Genomic DNA, 18,382 nt, shown 5'->3' on the forward strand with positions numbered 1-18,382 from the left:
GACTTATGGTAGCAACATGGGAAGTCAATTCAAATATTTTCCAACAAAATGTTCAACGTGTCATCGGAGATTATAATGTGATGGCAGTTGTTAAAAATAATGCATATAACTATGGGTTAGAATTTGCTGTGAATCAGTTTTTAAAAGCGGGTATCAGCACATTTAGTACAACTTCATTGAATGAAGCTATACGTGTAAGACAGTTAGCACCAGATGCTACTATTTTTTTAATGAATCCTTCAATTGAATTCGAAAAATTACGAGCGCATGATATTCATATGACATTACCATCTCTATCTTTTTATCATCAATATAAATCGGAATTACACGATATTCATGTACATGTGGAATATGAAAACTTACTTCATCGATCAGGTTTTAAAACATTAGATGAAATCTTATCCGTACTCGTAGAGCATTTTTCTGATGTTGATTCTAAAATGAAAGTTTCTGGTTTGTGGACACATTTTGGTTACGCTGATGAATTTGATGGCCCTGAGTATGAGAAAGAACTTCAAGATTGGATGAACATAGTTGATACCTTATTGGAAAAAGGATACCAATTTGAGATGATTCATGCGCAAAATAGCGCTAGTTTTATGAGAGAAAGTAAAGTGTTAAATCATCATACTCATGTGCGTATTGGGATTGCACTATATGGTTCACGTCCCTATTCTAGCCTTTCTAGAGATACGATACAACAATCACTTCGTGTGAAAGCAAATGTCATTCAAATTCGGGAAGTGAATGAAAATGATTACTGCGGATACAGTTTTGCTTTTAAAGCAAAGCACGATCATACACGATTAGCGGTTGTTGACATTGGTTATGGTGATGGTATTTTAAGAACAAGAGCACAACATGAAGTAAGCATCAAAGGACGTAAATATCCGATTCGCGCTTTAATGATGAGTCATATGTTTGTAGAAGTAGATGAAAATGTTGCTTCAACTGATGAAGTTATTATTTATGACAATGACCTAAGAATTGATGATTATACGTTCAAAGGTGTAGGTGCAAATTCAGAACAATTGAGTGCCCTTAATTTAGATTCTTTAAAAAAGGAGTATGTATAATGACAGTAGAATATAATCAATATGGCGAATTGACAATGGATGGTACAAATTTAAAAGTTTTAGCCCAAAGTTTTGGCACACCTACTATTGTTTACGATGAAAAGCAAATCCGTAATCAAATGAGACGCTATCATGATACTTTTCAAAAAAGTAATGTTCCTTATGAACTTTCTTATGCTTCAAAAGCATTTACATGTATTCAAATGGTAAAACTCGCAGAAGAAGAAAATTTTGAACTTGATGTCGTTTCTATGGGTGAATTATACACAGCAATAGAAGCGGGATTCGACCCTACACGTATTCATTTTCATGGTAATAATAAAACGAAAGAAGAAATTCAATATGCATTAGACAATAACATTGGTTATTTTGTGATTGATGCTTTAGATGAAATTGAGATGATTGACGAATATGCTTCATCAAAAGTGGATGTTTTATTAAGAGTGAACCCGGGAGTCGAGGCACATACACATGAATTTATCCAGACAGGCCAAGAAAAAAGTAAATTCGGTTTATCAATTAAACATGGTCTAGCAGATAAAGCGATTACACAAATTAAAGAAACAAAGCATTTAAATTTAAAAGGCATTCACTTTCATATCGGTTCACAAATTGAGGATACAACAGGAATGATTGAAACAGCTAAAATTGTTTTAAATTGGTTAAAAGAAGAAAATATAGAAATTGAATTGTTAAATTTAGGTGGTGGCTTCAGTGTGCAATATACTGAAAAAGATACAGCATTTAATATTGAGACTGGAATACCTGAAATCGTTGAGAATATTAAAAAGCAATGTGAAGCACTAGACTACCCTCTCCCTAAATTAAGCATTGAGCCTGGAAGATCAATTGTAGCTGAAGCGGGTGTTACGCTTTATGAGGTAGGTACAATTAAAGATATACCAGATGTTAATAAATATGTATCTGTAGATGGCGGTATGAGCGATCATATTCGTACAGCATTATACGGTGCAGAATATAAAGCGATGTTAGTAAATCGAGATGACGTAGCAGATGAGACAGTCACGGTAGCAGGAAAGCTTTGTGAATCTGGAGATATTATTATTCATGAGGCTAAACTCCCCTCTTCTGTAAAACGCGGTGATTATTTAGCAGTTCTCTCAACAGGTGCATATCATTATAGTATGGCATCTAACTATAACCAAATGCAAAAACCAGCTGTGTTTTTTATTTCAGATGGAAAAGCCAGAGAAGTTATTAAACGACAAAGTTTACGTCAACTCATCATCAATGATGTGAAATAATATTAAAATTAAGCAAAACAAAAAACAGTGAATATACATTCACTGTTTTTTGTTAGTCAACATTGCATCTATTAATTATAGTTTTACAACGTTCGCAGCTTGAGGACCACGGTCGCCTTCAACTACTTCAAATTCAACTGATTGACCTTCTTCTAATGATTTGTAACCATCTTGGTTAATCGCAGAGAAATGTACGAATACATCGTTTTCTCCTTCAACTTCGATAAAACCAAAACCTTTTTCAGCGTTAAACCATTTTACTGTACCTTGTTTCATAATGTGTGAAACCTCCAAGACTAAAATTCAATATGCTATTATTCGCATATTACAAAAAATACTAAGTATTAATAAAAATGCTAAATATTCTTTGCAATATGGAATAATACAATTGCTTACCTTCTATTATAATGTAACCACTTTCTATTTGCAATACAGAAATTAAAATTTTCAATTAGTCAATGACTGGTAGATTATAAAAAATTTGTTCATTTTTTAAGGTAATATAACTATAAAAAATTTGTAAGTCTTCATTGCAATCTTCACAATAGTTTAAATCACAATTATTATAAAATGCATACATATTGTATTTACCTAGTATGTAATTATCGTAATGCTGCATTGCAGTATGAATTGTACGTTTATATGCGTTAATAAACGCCTCATAAGTATCAAATTGTTTTACATCTTGAATGCGTTCAGTCCAATCGTCAAAAAGCCACCAACCTTCATAATCTGCTCTGATTTTAATTAACTTCCACATGATAAATCCCCCAAAAATAATATCGATAATTTTCAACTTAATATTTTTAGTGTTAAAAATCAAGTTAAAAAGCTTATCACTAATCAAAACCTAATCGAAAATACTCTATTATTAGAGTTTTAAAGTAAAAGTACGTATAATTATATATAAGAGGTGGTTATATTGAAACAATACGTTATTAGAGTTTTTGGAAAAGTGCAAGGTGTTGGTTTTCGCTATTATACAGAACGCTTTGCACATGAATACCATATTGTTGGAACGGTAGCGAATGTCGAGGATTATGTTGAGATTCATGCACAAGGTTCTGATGAAGAATTAGAGAAGTTCACCGAATCAGTGACAAATGGTGCTTCTCCAGCTTCTTCCGTTACAAGATATACAGTGGATGAAGAATCAATTGACGATACTTTTAAAAGTTTTGAAGTTATATCATAGAGGGCGATGATAATGAGATATAATTTATCACGAATATTTGGTGTTTTAGTTGGTATACCCGTTTCACTAATCGCATTTACTATTAGTGTTTTTACAATAGATGTAATGTATTTTTTTGATGTATTAATTGGGTTTGGGGGATTTTTATTAAGTTATATCCCTACTCAAAGATTGACATCACGGTCGTATTTAAGAGAAATGAATTTAACCCGTAAAGATTATCGTTATATTCAACATCAAATTACGATTGCAGGGTCTAAAATAAAACGTATCCTGAAATCATTTATTAAAATTCGTTCTATTCAAGATTTTAGATTAATTAATGACATTTACCGATTATCACGTACAATAAACTATGCAGTTCGACAAAGACCCTTTCAATTTTTTAATATCGAAAGTTTTTATTATTCACATATTGATCATGCTTTGAATTTAGTTGAAAGCTATACTCGTTTAGCAAAAATGCCAATCAAATCCAGAGATGAACGTCAGACATTACAACAAACGCGTTTAACTTTAGAAGAGGTCAAAAGAACACTCATAGCAGATTTAAAACAAATCAATGAACAGGACTATGAACAATTAGATACAGAAATTAAGTTAAATCAACTTTATAAGAAAAGAAATTCAGAAAAGGAGTTAGATAAATGACTGAAAACCGTAATACGTTATCATCTCACCCATTAGATGATTATTTTAATGAGATAGAAAATTCTTCATACCAAGTACAAGAAAAAGAAACGGCACCGCAATTTTCAGAACAAGATAAAGCCAAAATTAATACTTTATCACAACAAATTGAACCACTTGATCACGATAGTTTATTAAACTTTGGAGCCAATGCGCAGTCTCATTTATCACAGTTTTCACATCATATGTTAGATGAGATTCAATCCAAAGATGTTGGTCAAGTTGGAGACACACTTGAAACGCTGATGAAAAAACTCAAGGAAATCAACCCTGAAGAACTATCTCAAAAGAATGATCATTTTTTAAAAAAGATTTTTAAACGTTCTAAGCATTCGGTTCAACAATTGTTCTCACGAATGCAGTCAGTAAGTGCACAGGTAGATAGAATTTCTGTAACATTAGATAAAAATAAGTCATTACTATCTCATGATATTCAGTTATTGGATAAACTTTATGAGCAAAATAAGGATTATTATGACGTTATCACACTCTATATTGCAGCAGCAGAGCAAAAGAAAAAAGAGATTGAGGCAACTACTTTACCTGAATTGAGACGTAAAGCACGTGAAACAGATAATCAAATGGCAGTACAAGATGTTGCTGACATTGAACAATTTGTAGATCGTTTAGATAAGAGAATATATGATTTAAAATTATCACGTCAAATTACCTTACAAACAGCACCTCAAATTCGTATGATTCAAAATATTAATCATGCACTCGTTGAAAAGATTCAAAGTTCAATTTTAACAAGTATTCCATTATGGAAGAATCAAATGACTATAGCCTTGACGTTGCAACGACAAAATAAAGTAGCACAGGCCCAAAAAAATGTAACAGATACTACTAATGAGATACTATTAAGAAATTCGGAGCTCCTTAAACAAAATGCGCGTATTACTGCAGAAGAAAATGAACGTGGTATTGTTGATATCGAGACATTAAAAACGACGCAAGATAATATTATTCAAACAATTGAGGAAACATTACAAATTCAAGAAAATGGCAAGCGCAAACGACAGGAAGCTGAAAAAACACTCCAAGGATTAGAACAGGATTTAAGAAATCGATTGGATATCGCAAAAACGCAAAGAAATTACGATAATTTGTAAAAATAGATATAAAAATGGCAAACTATATGGATGGTTCTATAATAATCATCTCGATATAGTTTGCCATTTTATGCTAATATTTATTCTTTTTCATACACGATAACATGAGATTTTTTAGTAATATGACTAAAGATAAATGCGATAATAAATGTAATGATGGCAATTGGGAACCATTCTAAAGCGTATTCATGTAATGGTAAGTGGTTTAAAAAATTAAGTTTAAGCCAACCATTGCTGTTCATTACTGATAAAATAGATTCAATCGTGATTACCCCTACTGTTATTTGTTGAACGATTTGACGAGTTGGTACAAAACGTGCAACTAAAATCATTAATACAGTAGTTATTGCAATTGGATAAACAATTGATAATACAGGAATTGATAATTTAATTACCGTGTTTAATCCTAAGTTTGATAGTACTAAGCTAATAAGTGTAAAAATAATTACATACATTTTATATGATACTTTAGGTAGAATGCTATGGAAATACTCACTTACTGAAACAATAAGTCCACATGCAGTTGTTAAACATGCTAATGCAACAATGATACCTAATAAGTATTTGCCGAGTGAACCAAATCCAGTGTTCGCCATCGTAATTAATAAGTAAGTTCCGACATTCTGGTTTTCTTTAATGAGATTCTGCATTGTATCTTCAGGAATGACCATATGATTTCCGATAAAACCTAAAGAGATGTAGATAAATGCTAAAGCTGCAGCAGCAATAACACCTGCCATAGCAGTTTGTTTGAAAATATCATTAGCATGTTTAATTCCTGTCGCTTTAACTGCATTTACTACAATCATTGAAAAAGCAATGGCTGCAATCGCATCCATTGTAAGATAACCTTCAGTAAATCCTTTTGAAAAGCCGGTTAAATTACTCGTAAAAGCTTCGGGGTCAGCCATTGTTTGAGTCTTATTACCGAAATCTACAAATCCTTTAACTATCATCGCTAAAATTGTAATTAATAATAATGGAGTTAATATAGCTCCGATACGATCTACAATTTTACCTGGATTTAAACATAAATATAGAACGATGATAAAATAAATAATAGTAAAAATTAATAACCAAAGCGGATTACTCGAATGGATAATCGGTGTAATAGTCATTTCAAAAGATGTTGATGCAGTTCTCGGAATTGCAAATAATGGTCCAATTGTTAAGTAAATAACGAGTAAAAATACAACAGAAAAAACTGGATGTATTTTATTGATTGAACCAATGTAACCTTGCTTATCCAGAGCTCCAACAACGACAGCTAACAGTGGTAAGCCGATACCTGTAATGACAAATGCTATAATTGCTGGCCAAAAGTACTCACCGCTAGCTAATCCTAAATTTGGAGGGAATATCAGATTACCTGCACCAAAAAATATTGCAAATAACATAAACCCAATAAATACCGTATTTTTGTTCATAAATCTTCTCCTCAACTTCCTTCTATTAAACATGATTCATTCTATCACATTAAAATTTAGAAGTCTATAAGATTTCTGAAAATTTGAAACTTTTTTAGGCATTTAATGCTGTATTACTTTAAAATGACTTCAGTAATAACTTTTTGAGTAATGGTGACAGTAAGCTTGGTAGATGTTCTACCCCTTCAACAAAAATGGCATATTGACCATAAATGTTATGAATCGTTTGCTCAATTGCTTCTGTAATCGCGTCTTGACTTAAAAAGACATTGAATATTTCAATTCCTAGTTTACGAGAAGCTTCTACTGCTTCATACGTATCTAATATACCGTCTTGACTATAATTAAAAGCAGAAGGTTCACCATCAGAAAAAACGATTAGAAACTTTTGAGATTCTGGTCGTTTAAGTAAACGATCACTGGCAACACGAATTGCCACTCCATCTCGGTTATCATCTTGAGGCGTTAACGCCATAATTCTAGGTGCATCGCTTTTGTATGTTGAACGATGATAAGAGATGATTTCTTCGATAATATTCGGTTGATACGTTTCATCTGTGTCAAAAGCATCTTCACTGAAAGTTAAAATTTCATGTTTTACATTTAATGCTTTTAATGTTTCGTGGAATAAAATGACACCTTTAATTGTTTCATCCATTTTATCGTGCATACTAGCCGATACATCTATTAACAATGTAAATGTAGCGTCAAACGTCTGACTTAAATCCGCTTTTTTATAAAATAATTTATATTGGTCGTCAATAAACCAGTTAATTAAATTCTTTTGTAAACGCCCTTTTGTGAGATTATGACGAATATCTTGATATTCTCTATCAATCGTTTTTTTGATAATTTGTATCAGATCTTTTGTCTCAAATTGCACATCATTTTTAACATGTTGATAGGTGTCTATATATTCAGGTAATATAGGCGGAACTTCCCATTTAATATCAACATACTGATTAATGCCTTTTAATGAAAGTAGCGGTGAAGTAATGCCTAAGAATCCCCCTTCTTCATTATCTTTTATATCATTACTAGTGCCTTTACCTTTTTTCGCCATCATATCTGTCATATCGTCAGAGGCATCACCTTCACGTGCGGTATCATTATCTGATAGAACTTCACTATTTTCTCCTTGATGTAGTTCAGCTTCTAAGTATGCACCACCTGCTGTCTCACTATCAGCGGATTTAGACATTACTTCCTCAGTTTCAACTTCATCATCACGTTCATCAGATTGACCATCCACATTTGCAGCATCCATACGTTTAATATCATCAAGAGTAAAGTCGGATAGCGCATGATAGACGTGTTTTGGGATGTGATAATACTCGTTAAGCATGTCTTCTTCCAATAAATCATCAACTTGAAACATAATACGCTGGACTAAAAACATTGTGTCTTCACTTGAAGTTAATGTGAATGAATCAGGTAAATATTGATAAATTAAATGCAATACATCATCTAATTTAGAATAAATTTGAGGAACATCAAAGAAGTTTTCAGTTAAAAATGAGTGTTCTAAATTTAAAAATAAAAGTTCAGTGAACAACGTTTTAGTTTGATAAACTTTTATTTGAGTTTCACAATACTGAAGTCTAGTATCTTTTCTCAACTGAATCATAGGTTTTGTTTTAGGTCTATCTTGTGAAATTAAATTGAGGATACGCATTTCTTCAATCATCTTGAACAGTTGAAAATAAAGTTTTTGATGTTTAAACGATTCATTATTGGCCAAAACTTCATTGACGATTTGAGGATCCATATGAAAGTAGCTATAAGTCGCTAGCAATACATCAGTTTTTAAGCCAGTGTGTTCAATTGTTTCAGATCGATGAGCCCAAAAAGAACTGCAAATCAATTCATTGTCGATTGCATCATAATATGGGAATTTATGAATTTTTACGTTTACATCTTTATTTTTTAATAATAAACGCGCTAAGTCTTGAAGCATCATGACCTTCATAGCATCTAGCTGTTCATCATTAAACATAATAAAACGATCGCTCATAACATATCATCCTTTAAAAGTTTAGTTCCAAAGCATTGATAATCGCTTGTTGTTCACGCTCATCTTCTAACTTATCTATAATAGTACGTTGAATAGCTCTTTCAACAGGCATTACAGTGGCTAAGTCGCTCATATCAATTAATGCACGGATACTTGCAGCTTCTTCTGATAGTTGTCCTTGTTGTGTCATTGTTCTTAAATCTGCATTAAATTTGATGATTTGTGTAATGAGTTGGTCATCTTGAAGTAAACTTTGTGCTTTGATTACATCATGTAAAGTATCCCCATCAATATATTCTACGTTAAGCACAACAAATCTATTTTTGAGTGCTTCGTTCATTGGTAGTGTCCCTACATAACCTTCATTTATTGCCGCAATAACTTTAAATCCTGGAGCAGCATGAATGACTTCACCAGTAAATGGGTTTGTAAGTTGGCGTCTATAATCAAGCACACCATTTAGAATAGGTAAAGTTTCAGGTTTAGCCATATTGATTTCATCAATATACAATATATGCCCTTGCTTCATTGCTTGAATCACTGGACCATCTATAAATACAATTTCTTGATGACCTTGTTCAGAAGTTTTAATAGTTTTAAAGCCTAATAGACTTTCAGCATCTAAATCGACTGAACAGTTGATCTGATGCATAGGCACATTTAAATCATGACTAAGTGTTTCAGCAAGCTTTGTTTTACCTGAACCTGTAGGCCCTTTCAATAAAATATTTTTATTTAAGTCAAACATTTTTTTAGCATCTTCATATACTGTTTGATCTGAGTTAATATAGCCTGTTTGAATTTGAGGCATTATAAATCACCTTTCCTTTTTTAGACATTAAAAAGACGCGGATATTAAAAATATCCTCGCTTTTTATGTTGTTACTATTTAATTTTACTTAGACTTCTTCAAAGTATTCTTTGTAGTAACCACCAACATGACCAGAGTTATCAATAATTTGATAATATTCTTCAGTTTCATTCACAACTGGATATGTTTCCCCTACTGTTAGCATATTACTTACTGTAAATTTCTTCGCATCTGTATGGACAACCTTAACTTCTTTAATTGCAGGTTTATCTTTCCATGTTTCATGTAGCATGTTAATCATCCTTTTCCTTATCGAGTGTGAGTATAAATGAAATACCACTAATGTCATTGACTCGAATTGATTCTGTATGGTTTTCTGTGCTTTTTAATGTATGATAAGGTATATCATGTTGTTTTAATTGACTCATCGCATGATAAAATTCTTCTTGATGTTGTGCTGTAAACTCAAGTTGTTCAATAATTCCATATTCAGGAAGTTGAATCGGTTGTTCAGGTTGATAGAGGTGTATTTCAGCACCAAGACCACCTTCTCCACGTTGCAACACTGTTGTTTCGATACCTTTATGATTTTGATATTTTGCAAATGGCCTAAAATTAAATATTTTTGTAAGCAATGTCAAAGTTACCATAACTTCATTTGTACATAATACGATTGGACCTAATCCTTGTACTTGATGAAGCGGATTAACAATATCATTATCATCTGGTACTCCTAAGGGCACACCACTATTCATTTCATTTGAATATAGATCAAAACGTTGTCCATTAAAATCATGGAAATAAAAATATAAGTGATGATTAATTTTTAGTTCATCCGAATGGTGAATTTGATGATTATTCAGAATGTTGATATATTCTTTCAAACCTTCATTAGTTGGTGTACGTAACCCAATAGATTTAAAGTGTGATTGATCAGGCGATAATGCTTTGGGTATTTCAACAAATTGCAAACGTGTACCAGCTTGTAAATGACCATCACCTAACTGCACTGAATGCGCTTTTTGATGATATCGCATACCTATCATATTATGAAATAATTCAATAGTTTTGTCTATATTTTCGGTTCCTAAAGTAACACTACGAATTCCAGTCATTATTTATAGATGCCCCCTATGAGTTACGAATTTTACATAGATATTCCTATAATTAGGAAAATCATCCCAACTAAAAAGTATAATAATTTGCCAGAGTTATTTCTTAAAGTATCAATGCCATAAATCAAAATCAAGAGTATACCTATTGTCTCTAAGATAGGATTATGGTCTACCTTACCTACAAAATAAAGCACAATAAGCACACAATTAATTAAAAATAAAAAGATTCCAAATGTTAATAAAGGTATCAGTAATTTACGTGTCATAAGTAATCCTTCCTGTGAGCTTATAAAGCTAGTTTATCATAGATTGCTAAAAATGGCTTTATTCTTATTTTGTATCAATTTCTATATAAAAAGGTTGAGACACTTAAACGTTAAGTAACTTCAAACGCTAAATGTCTCAACCTCTTTCTCTTTATATTATCGTGTTATCTCTTTAGGATTATGATTCTAAAAGCAGATCTTCTGGGTTTTCGATTAATTCCTTAATTGTTTTTAAGAAACTTACTGCTTCTTTACCGTCGATAATGCGGTGATCGTAACTTAATGCAATATACATCATTGGACGATTTTCAATAGTATCTTTATCAATAGCGATAGGTCTAGTAATAATAGAGTGCATTCCTAAAATAGCAGCTTGACTACCATTAATAATAGGAGTTGACATCATTGAACCAAAAATACCCCCATTTGTAATTGTGAATGATCCGTTCATCATATCATCTAATGTTAATTTATTATCACGTGCTTTAGTAGCTAAGTCTGCAATTTCTTGTTCGATTTCAGCAAAGTTTTTCTTGTCACAGTCACGAACATTCGGTACTAACAAGCCACCTGGTGTAGACACGGCAATACCAATATCATAGTATTGTTTTGTGACCATATAATCGCCATCTATTTCTGCATTAACTTCTGGATATTTTTTCAATGCAGCAACTGCAGCTTTTGTAAAGAATGACATAAATCCAAGTTTAGTACCGTTATGATTTTCCATAAACTGCTCTTTTTTACGTTTACGTAGATTCATTACATTTGTCATATCAACTTCATTGAAAGTTGTTAACATAGCTGTATTATTATTTACTTCTAATAATTTTTTAGCTGCTGTTTGTTTTCTACGGCTCATTTTTTCTCTAATTACAGGTTTAGATGGTTTTTGTGGTTGTTGAGACTGTTGTGATTGTTGAGTTGACTGTTGCTCTTTGCTTGATGTTTGTTTTTGTGTACCGCGCTCAACGTCTTCTTTACGAACTACGTCGTTTGTTTTACCACTAACTTCACTTAAATCAATACCTTTTTCACGAGCAGCACGGCGCGCAGATGGTGTCGCATTAATACGTTCTGATGATTTTTGTGATTCTGAATCTTTTTCTTTTGAAGTTGATTCTTGTTGTTCTGCTTTTTCATTAGATTTTGATTCTTGACTATTAGATTCATTTTCTGACTTCTCTTTTTTATCAGATGACTCTTGATTATCTGATTGTGAAGATGCGCTTCCTTCACCTACAATAGCGATAGCTTGTCCAACTTCAACAGTATCGCCTTCTTCTGCTAATAATTCTTGAATTGTTCCGGCTTCTTCGGAAATTACTTCTACATTAACTTTATCTGTTTCTAATTCTAGAATTGCTTCTCCTTTATCAACAGTATCCCCTACACTTTTTAACCATTCTGCTATAGTACCTTCTGTAATAGATTCTGCTAATTCTGGAACTTTTACCTCTGCCATTTTAAAATGCCCCCTATTTATTTAAGCTATTTTCAATAATCATTTTCTGAACAAGTTTATGAATTTCTCCGTCACCTTCAGCTGGTGCAGCACGATGTTTTCTTCCATGATAGTTTAAAGTATATTTATCCCCTACGATACGATTTAAAACTGGGTAAACCGAATGCCATGCACCTTGGTTTTGAGGTTCTTCTTGTACCCAATTCACTGATTCTAAATGAGGTAATTCATTTAGAACGTCCACAATTTCTTTTTCTGGGAATGGATAGATTCTTTCTACCGCTATTAGTAATATTTCTTCGTTAGGTTCTTCTTTTAATTTTTCTTTTAAATCGATAAACACTTTACCAGAAGCTAAAATAACTTTCTTCACTTTAGATGCGTCGTGTGATTCAACAAGAATTGGTGAGAATTGTCCAGAAGTGAATTCTTTAATAGGTTTAGCAACGGTTTTGTTTCTTAATAAACCTTTCGGTGACATTAAGACAAGAGGTCGCATGGCCTCTGTACCAAGACTTGCTGCTTGTGCACGTAATAAATGGAAATAGTTACTTGCACTAGATAAGTTACAAACTGTCATATTATTTTCTGCTGCCAGTTGTAAAAAGCGTTCAAGACGTGCTGATGAGTGCTCAGGTCCTTGTCCTTCAAACGCATGTGGTAAAAAGAAAGTAAGTCCTGAACGTTCACCCCATTTAGCATTACCTGAGAAAATAAAGTTATCAAAATACATTTGTGCCATATTTGAAAAGTCGCCAAATTGCGCTTCCCAAATATTAAATGAATGTGGTTTTTCTACATTATATCCATATTCAAAACCAACTACAGCTGCCTCTGAAAGTGGTGAATTATGAATATCAAATGTTGCTTTTTGATCAGGTACATTTTGAAGTGGAATGTATTCTTCACCCGTCTCTTGATCATGCAGAACAGCATGTCTATGGCTAAATGTACCTCTTTCTGAATCTTGTCCAGTTAATCGAACTGGTGTCCCTTCTTGCATAACAGTGGCAAATGCTAATTGTTCAGCATGTGCCCAATCTACTAATTCATTTTCATCATTGAAAGGCGCACGACGTTGTTCAAGTATACGATTTAATTTCTTAAAGATATTGAAATTTTCTGGATATGAAAGCATAGCATCATTTATCTCTTTAAGACGATCGAATGATAATTCACTTTCATTGCTTGATAACGGTTCAGAAATGTTATCTGGAATGTCCATTTCAGTGTTATCAATTTTGTCATTTTTATCAATTTGATCATGTGCTTGTCGCATTTCTTTTTGAACTTTATCAATGACTTCATCCATTTGATCTTGCTTTAAAACACCTTCGTCAACAAGTTTTTTTCCATAAATATACTCAACTGTATCGTGTTTTTTAATATTTTTATAAGGTAAAGGATTTGTTAAAGTAGGCTCATCCATTTCATTATGACCAAAACGACGGTATCCTACTATATCAATAACAACATCCTTATGGAATTTTTTTCTGAATTCCATAGCAATATCAATAGCTTCAATTGTTGCTTCAACATCATCAGCATTGACGTGCATAATAGGTACGTCATAACCTTTAGCCACATCAGTTGCATATGTTGTAGAGCGACCATCTACAGGCTCAGTTGTAAATCCAATGCGGTTATTTGTTACAAGGTGTAGTGTTCCACCAGTGCTAAATCCGTTAAGATTACCTAAGTTCATTGTTTCAAAGTTAACACCTTGACCTGGATATGCAGCGTCACCATGAACAATAATTGGCATTGCATTATTATAATCAGTAGAGATTTTTCCTGGTTGATTTGTATTATCTTGATTAGCTCGAGTACGACCAGTAACAACTGGTGCCACAACTTCAAGATGACTTGGGTTATTTGCTAAAGTGATTTTTTGTTCGATGCCGTAATCGTTAATTGTTTTTGAGCCACCTAAGTGATATTTAACATCACCAGTCCATCCAGAAGTTAATGCTAAACTTTTATCTTCAGGTATAAATTTCATTGCGTCAGTATGCATAAACTCAGAAATCATCATTGAATAAGGTTTTTGTAATACATGAGTTAGGACATTTAATCGACCACGATGGGCCATACCGATTTGAATATGACCAATTTTTTCTTCAGATGCACGTTTAATAGTTCGAGATATCATTGGTACTAATGCATCTACACCTTCAATTGAAAATCGTTTAGCCCCCACAAAATTTTTATGAAGGTATTTCTCGAATCCTTCTACATGCGCAAGTAGTTTAAATAAATCGATTTTTTCGTTGTCATTTAACCCTGCTTTATATGGTGTTTCAATTCGACGCTTTAACCATACGCGCTCTTCATTATTATTAATATGTGTATATTCAAAAGCGATAGGTCCTTTATAACGTTTTTCCATTCTTAAAATTGCTTCATATGCGTTATCATAAATATCTTTAAAATGATCTGATACAATTTCTGCAGATATACCTTCGAGTGTTTGTTGATCTAAATTAAAATCTTCAATTTCTAATTTAGGTATATTTTTTCTTTCCGGTCTATTCACAGGATATATGTCTGCTTTTAAATGCCCATACTGTCTAATATTATCAATCAGTCTCATAACACGTTTAATTGTGCTATCCCCTGAACTAGATTGATTTGATTGAGATGTGACAGTGGCTTCACCATCTTTAATTGTACTAAAGAGTACTTGTAAATCATCAGTTACAGAACTAGGATCTTCTAAAAACTGATCGTATAATTCTAGCATTAATCCTAAGTTTGCTCCGAAGTTTACAGGTGCCTCTGTCACCTGTTTATCGTTCTTCATAATCCACCCTCCACAGAAAAAAAGTTAAAACGCTTACAGTTCAATAATATCATTAAATTGTGAACATTTAAAGACAAAAAACTAGCTTAATGTTGATTGGAATTTTCATTGAATGTCAGTGTAAATGTAGTTTTTTCATTGAGTTTACTTTTTACTGAAATATGGCCATGATAATGATTTACAATTTTTTTAGCTATTGATAAACCTAATCCATTTCCTCCCTGTTGACGTGATCTAGATTTGTCCACACGATAAAAGCGATCAAATATATGAGATTGATCTTCTTCAGGTATTCCAACGCCATAGTCGGTAATAAAGATAGATACTTGATTTTTATGAAGTTGAGTTTCAATTTCTATTTTTTTATTTTTTTTATCGTATTTAATAGCATTATCAATAAAGATGAGTAGTACTTGCTCTAAATGAAAAGCATTAATGTTCAGATATATAGAGTTTTCATTAGATATGAATTTAAAATGATAATCTTTATGTAGCTTTTGTAAGGCATTAATTCGACTTTTAATTTCTAAATTCACATCTACCCTCTCAGTTATATTTTCATTGAGGTGAATGTCACCTTTAGTCAGTAATAATAATTCTTCCACTAATTTAGTAATACGATTCATTTCTTCAAGGGAAATATTCAATGACTCCTCAAGCACCAGTGGATCTTTTTTTCCCCATCGTTTAATCAAATTTAAATGACCTTGAATAATTTGAAGTGGTGTACGTAATTCATGTGATGCGTCTTCAACAAATTGACGTTGTTGGTTAAATGAATTTTCTAATTTACCCATCATGCTATTAAAAGTGTCGATTAATGCATCGGTTTCCTCATAATTAGTTTGAACTTGTAACTTTTCTTGGAATCCATCTTTTCGGATTTGTGTCATTTTATCTGTAATGATATTTAAAGGTTTTGTAACTTGAGATGAGAAGATATAACTAATGATTGCTGTTGCAAATAACGCTATTAATCCAAAAATTAAAGCAAGATATGTCATAAAGTTTAATAAACTATCGTAAACATCAAGTGAGTGTATCACAACCACATACCCTTTAAAATAATTTGTATCTGCAGGACTAAACACAACAATATAAGAGTGCATATCTTTAGTTATTATTTTAATATTGCGAGTTTGATAGGGTTTAAATTCCGGGCTGAATTGGATATCACTTGTATTTGAGTTCTCTAAAAGCTGTTCTCCATTTCGATTAAAGATAATGACTTTTTGATAACTATCTGTAACTGAATTATATTCAATTGCATTAATGTTATTAAAAGGCTTTGTATCTAACAGGTTTAATACGTCGTCTACACTATTTTCAGCTTTAGTTAATTCATTTTGCTTCAACAAACTACTGATAGCATAAATGATTAACAAACAAAATATAAATATAATCAAAAAAGTAATAACTGTAGTTACTAGTGTCCATTTCTTTTTTAAAGTAGAATGTTTCATTGACGAATCACATATCCAACGCCACGTACTGTTTCTATTAACTTCTGTTTATCAACCACTTTTAACTTATTTCTCAAATATCTAATGTAAACATCCACAACATTTGTTTCAACTTCAGACTCATATCCCCAAACATGGTTTAAAATCTGATCACGGTGTAAAACATGATTTTTATTTTCTGCTAATATCAGTAGTAAATCAAATTCTGTTTTAGTTAATTCTATTTTCTTATTTTGATATGTCACATTAAAAGCATCCTTATCAATTGTAAGCCCATCAATTGTTACGATATCACTTTGAGAAAGATGATTAGCAGAACGACGAATTCTAGCGCGCATTCTTGCAAGTAACTCTTCAATTTCAAAAGGCTTCACAATATAATCATCTGCGCCACAATCTAATCCTTTAACTTTGTCATAAGTTTCACCTTTAGCTGTAATAATAATGATAGGCGTATCCTTTTGTTTACGTATTCTCTGACACACTTCTAAACCGCTAATTTCTGGGAGCATTAAATCTAATAAAATAACATCATAATCTTGTTGTAACGCTTTGTTTAAACCTTTCTGTCCATCATATTGTATATCCACATCGTAATTTTCATGCTTGAGTTCAAGCTCAATGAAACGTGCTAAGTTTTGTTCGTCCTCTACAATTAATACTTTTGCCATGTTGTCACCTCTTTATAGTGATAATATATTCTAATTTAAGTCATAAAAAAAGAAAAAATTCAATGTTTCTAATTGACAATCATTATCAATAAGGTATAATGTAATTGAAAATGATTATCAATATTAACATCCCCCCACACAAGTAATAAGTATTGAATCATTTTCAAATATCCCCTTTATATGCCCGCAAGTTATATTAAGCTAGTTATTGTGATATGTTTTGGTTGAGCCAAAATATTGTCAACTTTCTAAATAAGTATGAACGACGTAATGCGTTCATAATACAATGATTATGATTTATAGACACTGCCACGTTATAATCATTGTTATTTCATAAAAAAGCCCATGAAAATTGAGTATCATGGGCTTTTTTATTTATATATTATTTGATTTGGATTCAAGACCTTTTCGCAAAATCAATTGAGATAATACGATACAGAATAATCCCCCAACAAAACCAGCGAGTATATCTGTTGGATAATGTACTCCTAGATAAACACGAGAAGTGGATATAAGTAAAATGAGTATGACACTTAAAGCCATGATAACTGCTTTTGATTTTCCCTTAATAATACGATGTGTAACATAGATTAGGCTACCAAAAAAAGCAGTAGATCCCATAGCGTGACCACTTGGGAAACTAAATCCAGAAATATCAATTAATCTCAATAAAGTTGGTCGTTCTCTGTCAAAAATATTTTTTAAAATAGGATTTGAAACTCCAGATAAAATCATTGTAAGTGCAAAGAATAAAGCTTCTATTTTATACTTATATAACATTAATAAAGCGACAACAATTAAAGATAATGTAACCATTGCCCAAACTTCGCCTATCTGTGTTGCACCAAAGAAAATTGAAGTTGAGATAAAACTTTCAGATGAATATATGAAGGTATAAACTTCATTATCTATCCATTTTCCAATTCGTGATTCATGAAATAAAGCAATCGTAGAAAAGATTAAAGTAAAAACAATTAATAACGTAATTCTTTTCCAATAATTCAAGAAT

General features: G+C 32.0%; 18 protein-coding genes. 5 read left to right on the forward strand and 13 right to left on the reverse strand.

Annotation, left to right across the window (positions count from 1 at the left end):
• The first annotated feature begins 5 nt into the window (after positions 1–5).
• Entirely contained in the window at positions 6–1,076 is a 1,071-nt protein-coding gene (locus tag HHH54_RS07465; RefSeq protein WP_198618223.1) for an alanine racemase, read from the forward strand.
• On the forward strand, positions 1,076–2,341 hold the full coding sequence (lysA, locus tag HHH54_RS07470) for a diaminopimelate decarboxylase (RefSeq protein WP_198618224.1): 1,266 nt from the start codon (positions 1,076–1,078) through the stop codon (positions 2,339–2,341). The genes HHH54_RS07465 and lysA overlap by 1 nt, the downstream gene beginning before the upstream one ends.
• A gap of 75 nt (positions 2,342–2,416) precedes the next feature.
• Here lysA and cspA read toward each other — a convergent pair whose 3' ends face one another.
• Both cspA and HHH54_RS07480 read right to left on the reverse strand, forming a co-directional pair.
• Positions 2,417–2,617 (reverse strand): cold shock protein CspA, encoded by a 201-nt coding sequence (cspA, locus tag HHH54_RS07475; protein WP_002433901.1) that lies wholly within the window; start codon positions 2,615–2,617, stop codon positions 2,417–2,419.
• A 175-nt stretch (positions 2,618–2,792) separates the two neighbouring features.
• Positions 2,793–3,101, reverse strand: a complete 309-nt coding sequence (locus HHH54_RS07480) for a DUF1033 family protein (RefSeq protein ID WP_198618225.1) — start codon at positions 3,099–3,101, stop codon at positions 2,793–2,795.
• 162 nt (positions 3,102–3,263) lie between these two features.
• On the opposite strand from HHH54_RS07480, the gene HHH54_RS07485 reads away from it, so the two are divergent.
• The 3 genes from HHH54_RS07485 to HHH54_RS07495 are packed head-to-tail and all read left to right on the forward strand — an operon-like array spanning position 3,264 to position 5,338.
• Positions 3,264–3,536, forward strand: a complete 273-nt coding sequence (locus tag HHH54_RS07485; protein ID WP_198618226.1) for an acylphosphatase — start codon at positions 3,264–3,266, stop codon at positions 3,534–3,536.
• Between the two features lie 12 nt (positions 3,537–3,548).
• Positions 3,549–4,187, forward strand: a complete 639-nt coding sequence (locus HHH54_RS07490; protein WP_198618227.1) for a 5-bromo-4-chloroindolyl phosphate hydrolysis family protein — start codon at positions 3,549–3,551, stop codon at positions 4,185–4,187.
• Positions 4,184–5,338 carry a toxic anion resistance protein gene (locus tag HHH54_RS07495; RefSeq protein ID WP_198618228.1) on the forward strand — a complete coding sequence of 385 codons (1,155 nt, stop codon included), beginning with the start codon at positions 4,184–4,186 and terminating at the stop codon, positions 5,336–5,338. The genes HHH54_RS07490 and HHH54_RS07495 overlap by 4 nt, the downstream gene beginning before the upstream one ends.
• A gap of 80 nt (positions 5,339–5,418) precedes the next feature.
• On the opposite strand, the gene brnQ3 is transcribed toward HHH54_RS07495, so the two are convergent.
• The 11 genes from brnQ3 to HHH54_RS07550 form a co-directional block, all read right to left on the reverse strand.
• The gene (brnQ3, locus tag HHH54_RS07500) at positions 5,419–6,765 is read right to left on the reverse strand and encodes a branched-chain amino acid-like transporter carrier protein BrnQ3 (protein ID WP_198618229.1); all 1,347 of its coding nucleotides are present in this window, start codon (positions 6,763–6,765) and stop codon (positions 5,419–5,421) included.
• Between the two features lie 118 nt (positions 6,766–6,883).
• On the reverse strand, positions 6,884–8,779 hold the full coding sequence (locus HHH54_RS07505; protein ID WP_198618230.1) for a vWA domain-containing protein: 1,896 nt from the start codon (positions 8,777–8,779) through the stop codon (positions 6,884–6,886).
• 13 nt (positions 8,780–8,792) lie between these two features.
• On the reverse strand, positions 8,793–9,590 hold the full coding sequence (locus tag HHH54_RS07510) for an ATP-binding protein (RefSeq protein ID WP_198618231.1): 798 nt from the start codon (positions 9,588–9,590) through the stop codon (positions 8,793–8,795).
• An 88-nt stretch (positions 9,591–9,678) separates the two neighbouring features.
• Positions 9,679–9,882 carry a DUF6501 family protein gene (locus tag HHH54_RS07515; RefSeq protein ID WP_198618232.1) on the reverse strand — a complete coding sequence of 68 codons (204 nt, stop codon included), beginning with the start codon at positions 9,880–9,882 and terminating at the stop codon, positions 9,679–9,681.
• 1 nt (position 9,883) lies between these two features.
• Positions 9,884–10,705, reverse strand: a complete 822-nt coding sequence (locus HHH54_RS07520; RefSeq protein WP_198618233.1) for a VOC family protein — start codon at positions 10,703–10,705, stop codon at positions 9,884–9,886.
• 32 nt (positions 10,706–10,737) lie between these two features.
• Positions 10,738–10,971 (reverse strand): hypothetical protein, encoded by a 234-nt coding sequence (locus tag HHH54_RS07525; protein WP_198618234.1) that lies wholly within the window; start codon positions 10,969–10,971, stop codon positions 10,738–10,740.
• A 178-nt stretch (positions 10,972–11,149) separates the two neighbouring features.
• Entirely contained in the window at positions 11,150–12,436 is a 1,287-nt protein-coding gene (gene odhB, locus HHH54_RS07530; protein WP_198618235.1) for a 2-oxoglutarate dehydrogenase complex dihydrolipoyllysine-residue succinyltransferase, read from the reverse strand.
• Between the two features lie 13 nt (positions 12,437–12,449).
• A complete protein-coding gene (locus tag HHH54_RS07535) occupies positions 12,450–15,239 on the reverse strand; it encodes a 2-oxoglutarate dehydrogenase E1 component (RefSeq protein ID WP_198618236.1) in 2,790 nt (929 codons plus the stop codon).
• Between the two features lie 86 nt (positions 15,240–15,325).
• Entirely contained in the window at positions 15,326–16,702 is a 1,377-nt protein-coding gene (locus HHH54_RS07540; protein WP_198618237.1) for a HAMP domain-containing sensor histidine kinase, read from the reverse strand.
• Positions 16,699–17,373 (reverse strand): response regulator transcription factor, encoded by a 675-nt coding sequence (locus HHH54_RS07545; RefSeq protein ID WP_198618238.1) that lies wholly within the window; start codon positions 17,371–17,373, stop codon positions 16,699–16,701. The genes HHH54_RS07540 and HHH54_RS07545 overlap by 4 nt, the downstream gene beginning before the upstream one ends.
• Positions 17,374–17,748: 375 nt before the next feature.
• Positions 17,749–18,378 (reverse strand): phosphatase PAP2 family protein, encoded by a 630-nt coding sequence (locus tag HHH54_RS07550; RefSeq protein WP_198618239.1) that lies wholly within the window; start codon positions 18,376–18,378, stop codon positions 17,749–17,751.
• Positions 18,379–18,382 lie beyond the last annotated feature (4 nt).

The sequence above is a fragment of the Staphylococcus canis genome (assembly GCF_016238445.1).
Classification (GTDB): domain Bacteria; phylum Bacillota; class Bacilli; order Staphylococcales; family Staphylococcaceae; genus Staphylococcus; species Staphylococcus canis.

What these genes read in the sequence shown, in the direction of transcription:
- cspA (WP_002433901.1), bottom strand. Translation starts at nt 2,617, where the DNA reads ATGAAACAAGGTACAGTAAAATGGTTTAACGCTGAAAAAGGTTTTGGT.
- brnQ3 (WP_198618229.1), bottom strand. Translation starts at nt 6,765, where the DNA reads ATGAACAAAAATACGGTATTTATTGGGTTTATGTTATTTGCAATATTT.
- HHH54_RS07495 (WP_198618228.1), top strand. Translation starts at nt 4,184, where the DNA reads ATGACTGAAAACCGTAATACGTTATCATCTCACCCATTAGATGATTAT.
- HHH54_RS07520 (WP_198618233.1), bottom strand. Translation starts at nt 10,705, where the DNA reads ATGACTGGAATTCGTAGTGTTACTTTAGGAACCGAAAATATAGACAAA.
- HHH54_RS07525 (WP_198618234.1), bottom strand. Translation starts at nt 10,971, where the DNA reads ATGACACGTAAATTACTGATACCTTTATTAACATTTGGAATCTTTTTA.
- HHH54_RS07510 (WP_198618231.1), bottom strand. Translation starts at nt 9,590, where the DNA reads ATGCCTCAAATTCAAACAGGCTATATTAACTCAGATCAAACAGTATAT.
- HHH54_RS07515 (WP_198618232.1), bottom strand. Translation starts at nt 9,882, where the DNA reads ATGCTACATGAAACATGGAAAGATAAACCTGCAATTAAAGAAGTTAAG.
- HHH54_RS07535 (WP_198618236.1), bottom strand. Translation starts at nt 15,239, where the DNA reads ATGAAGAACGATAAACAGGTGACAGAGGCACCTGTAAACTTCGGAGCA.
- HHH54_RS07545 (WP_198618238.1), bottom strand. Translation starts at nt 17,373, where the DNA reads ATGGCAAAAGTATTAATTGTAGAGGACGAACAAAACTTAGCACGTTTC.
- HHH54_RS07540 (WP_198618237.1), bottom strand. Translation starts at nt 16,702, where the DNA reads ATGAAACATTCTACTTTAAAAAAGAAATGGACACTAGTAACTACAGTT.
- lysA (WP_198618224.1), top strand. Translation starts at nt 1,076, where the DNA reads ATGACAGTAGAATATAATCAATATGGCGAATTGACAATGGATGGTACA.
- HHH54_RS07490 (WP_198618227.1), top strand. Translation starts at nt 3,549, where the DNA reads ATGAGATATAATTTATCACGAATATTTGGTGTTTTAGTTGGTATACCC.
- HHH54_RS07505 (WP_198618230.1), bottom strand. Translation starts at nt 8,779, where the DNA reads ATGAGCGATCGTTTTATTATGTTTAATGATGAACAGCTAGATGCTATG.
- odhB (WP_198618235.1), bottom strand. Translation starts at nt 12,436, where the DNA reads ATGGCAGAGGTAAAAGTTCCAGAATTAGCAGAATCTATTACAGAAGGT.
- HHH54_RS07465 (WP_198618223.1), top strand. Translation starts at nt 6, where the DNA reads ATGGTAGCAACATGGGAAGTCAATTCAAATATTTTCCAACAAAATGTT.
- HHH54_RS07480 (WP_198618225.1), bottom strand. Translation starts at nt 3,101, where the DNA reads ATGTGGAAGTTAATTAAAATCAGAGCAGATTATGAAGGTTGGTGGCTT.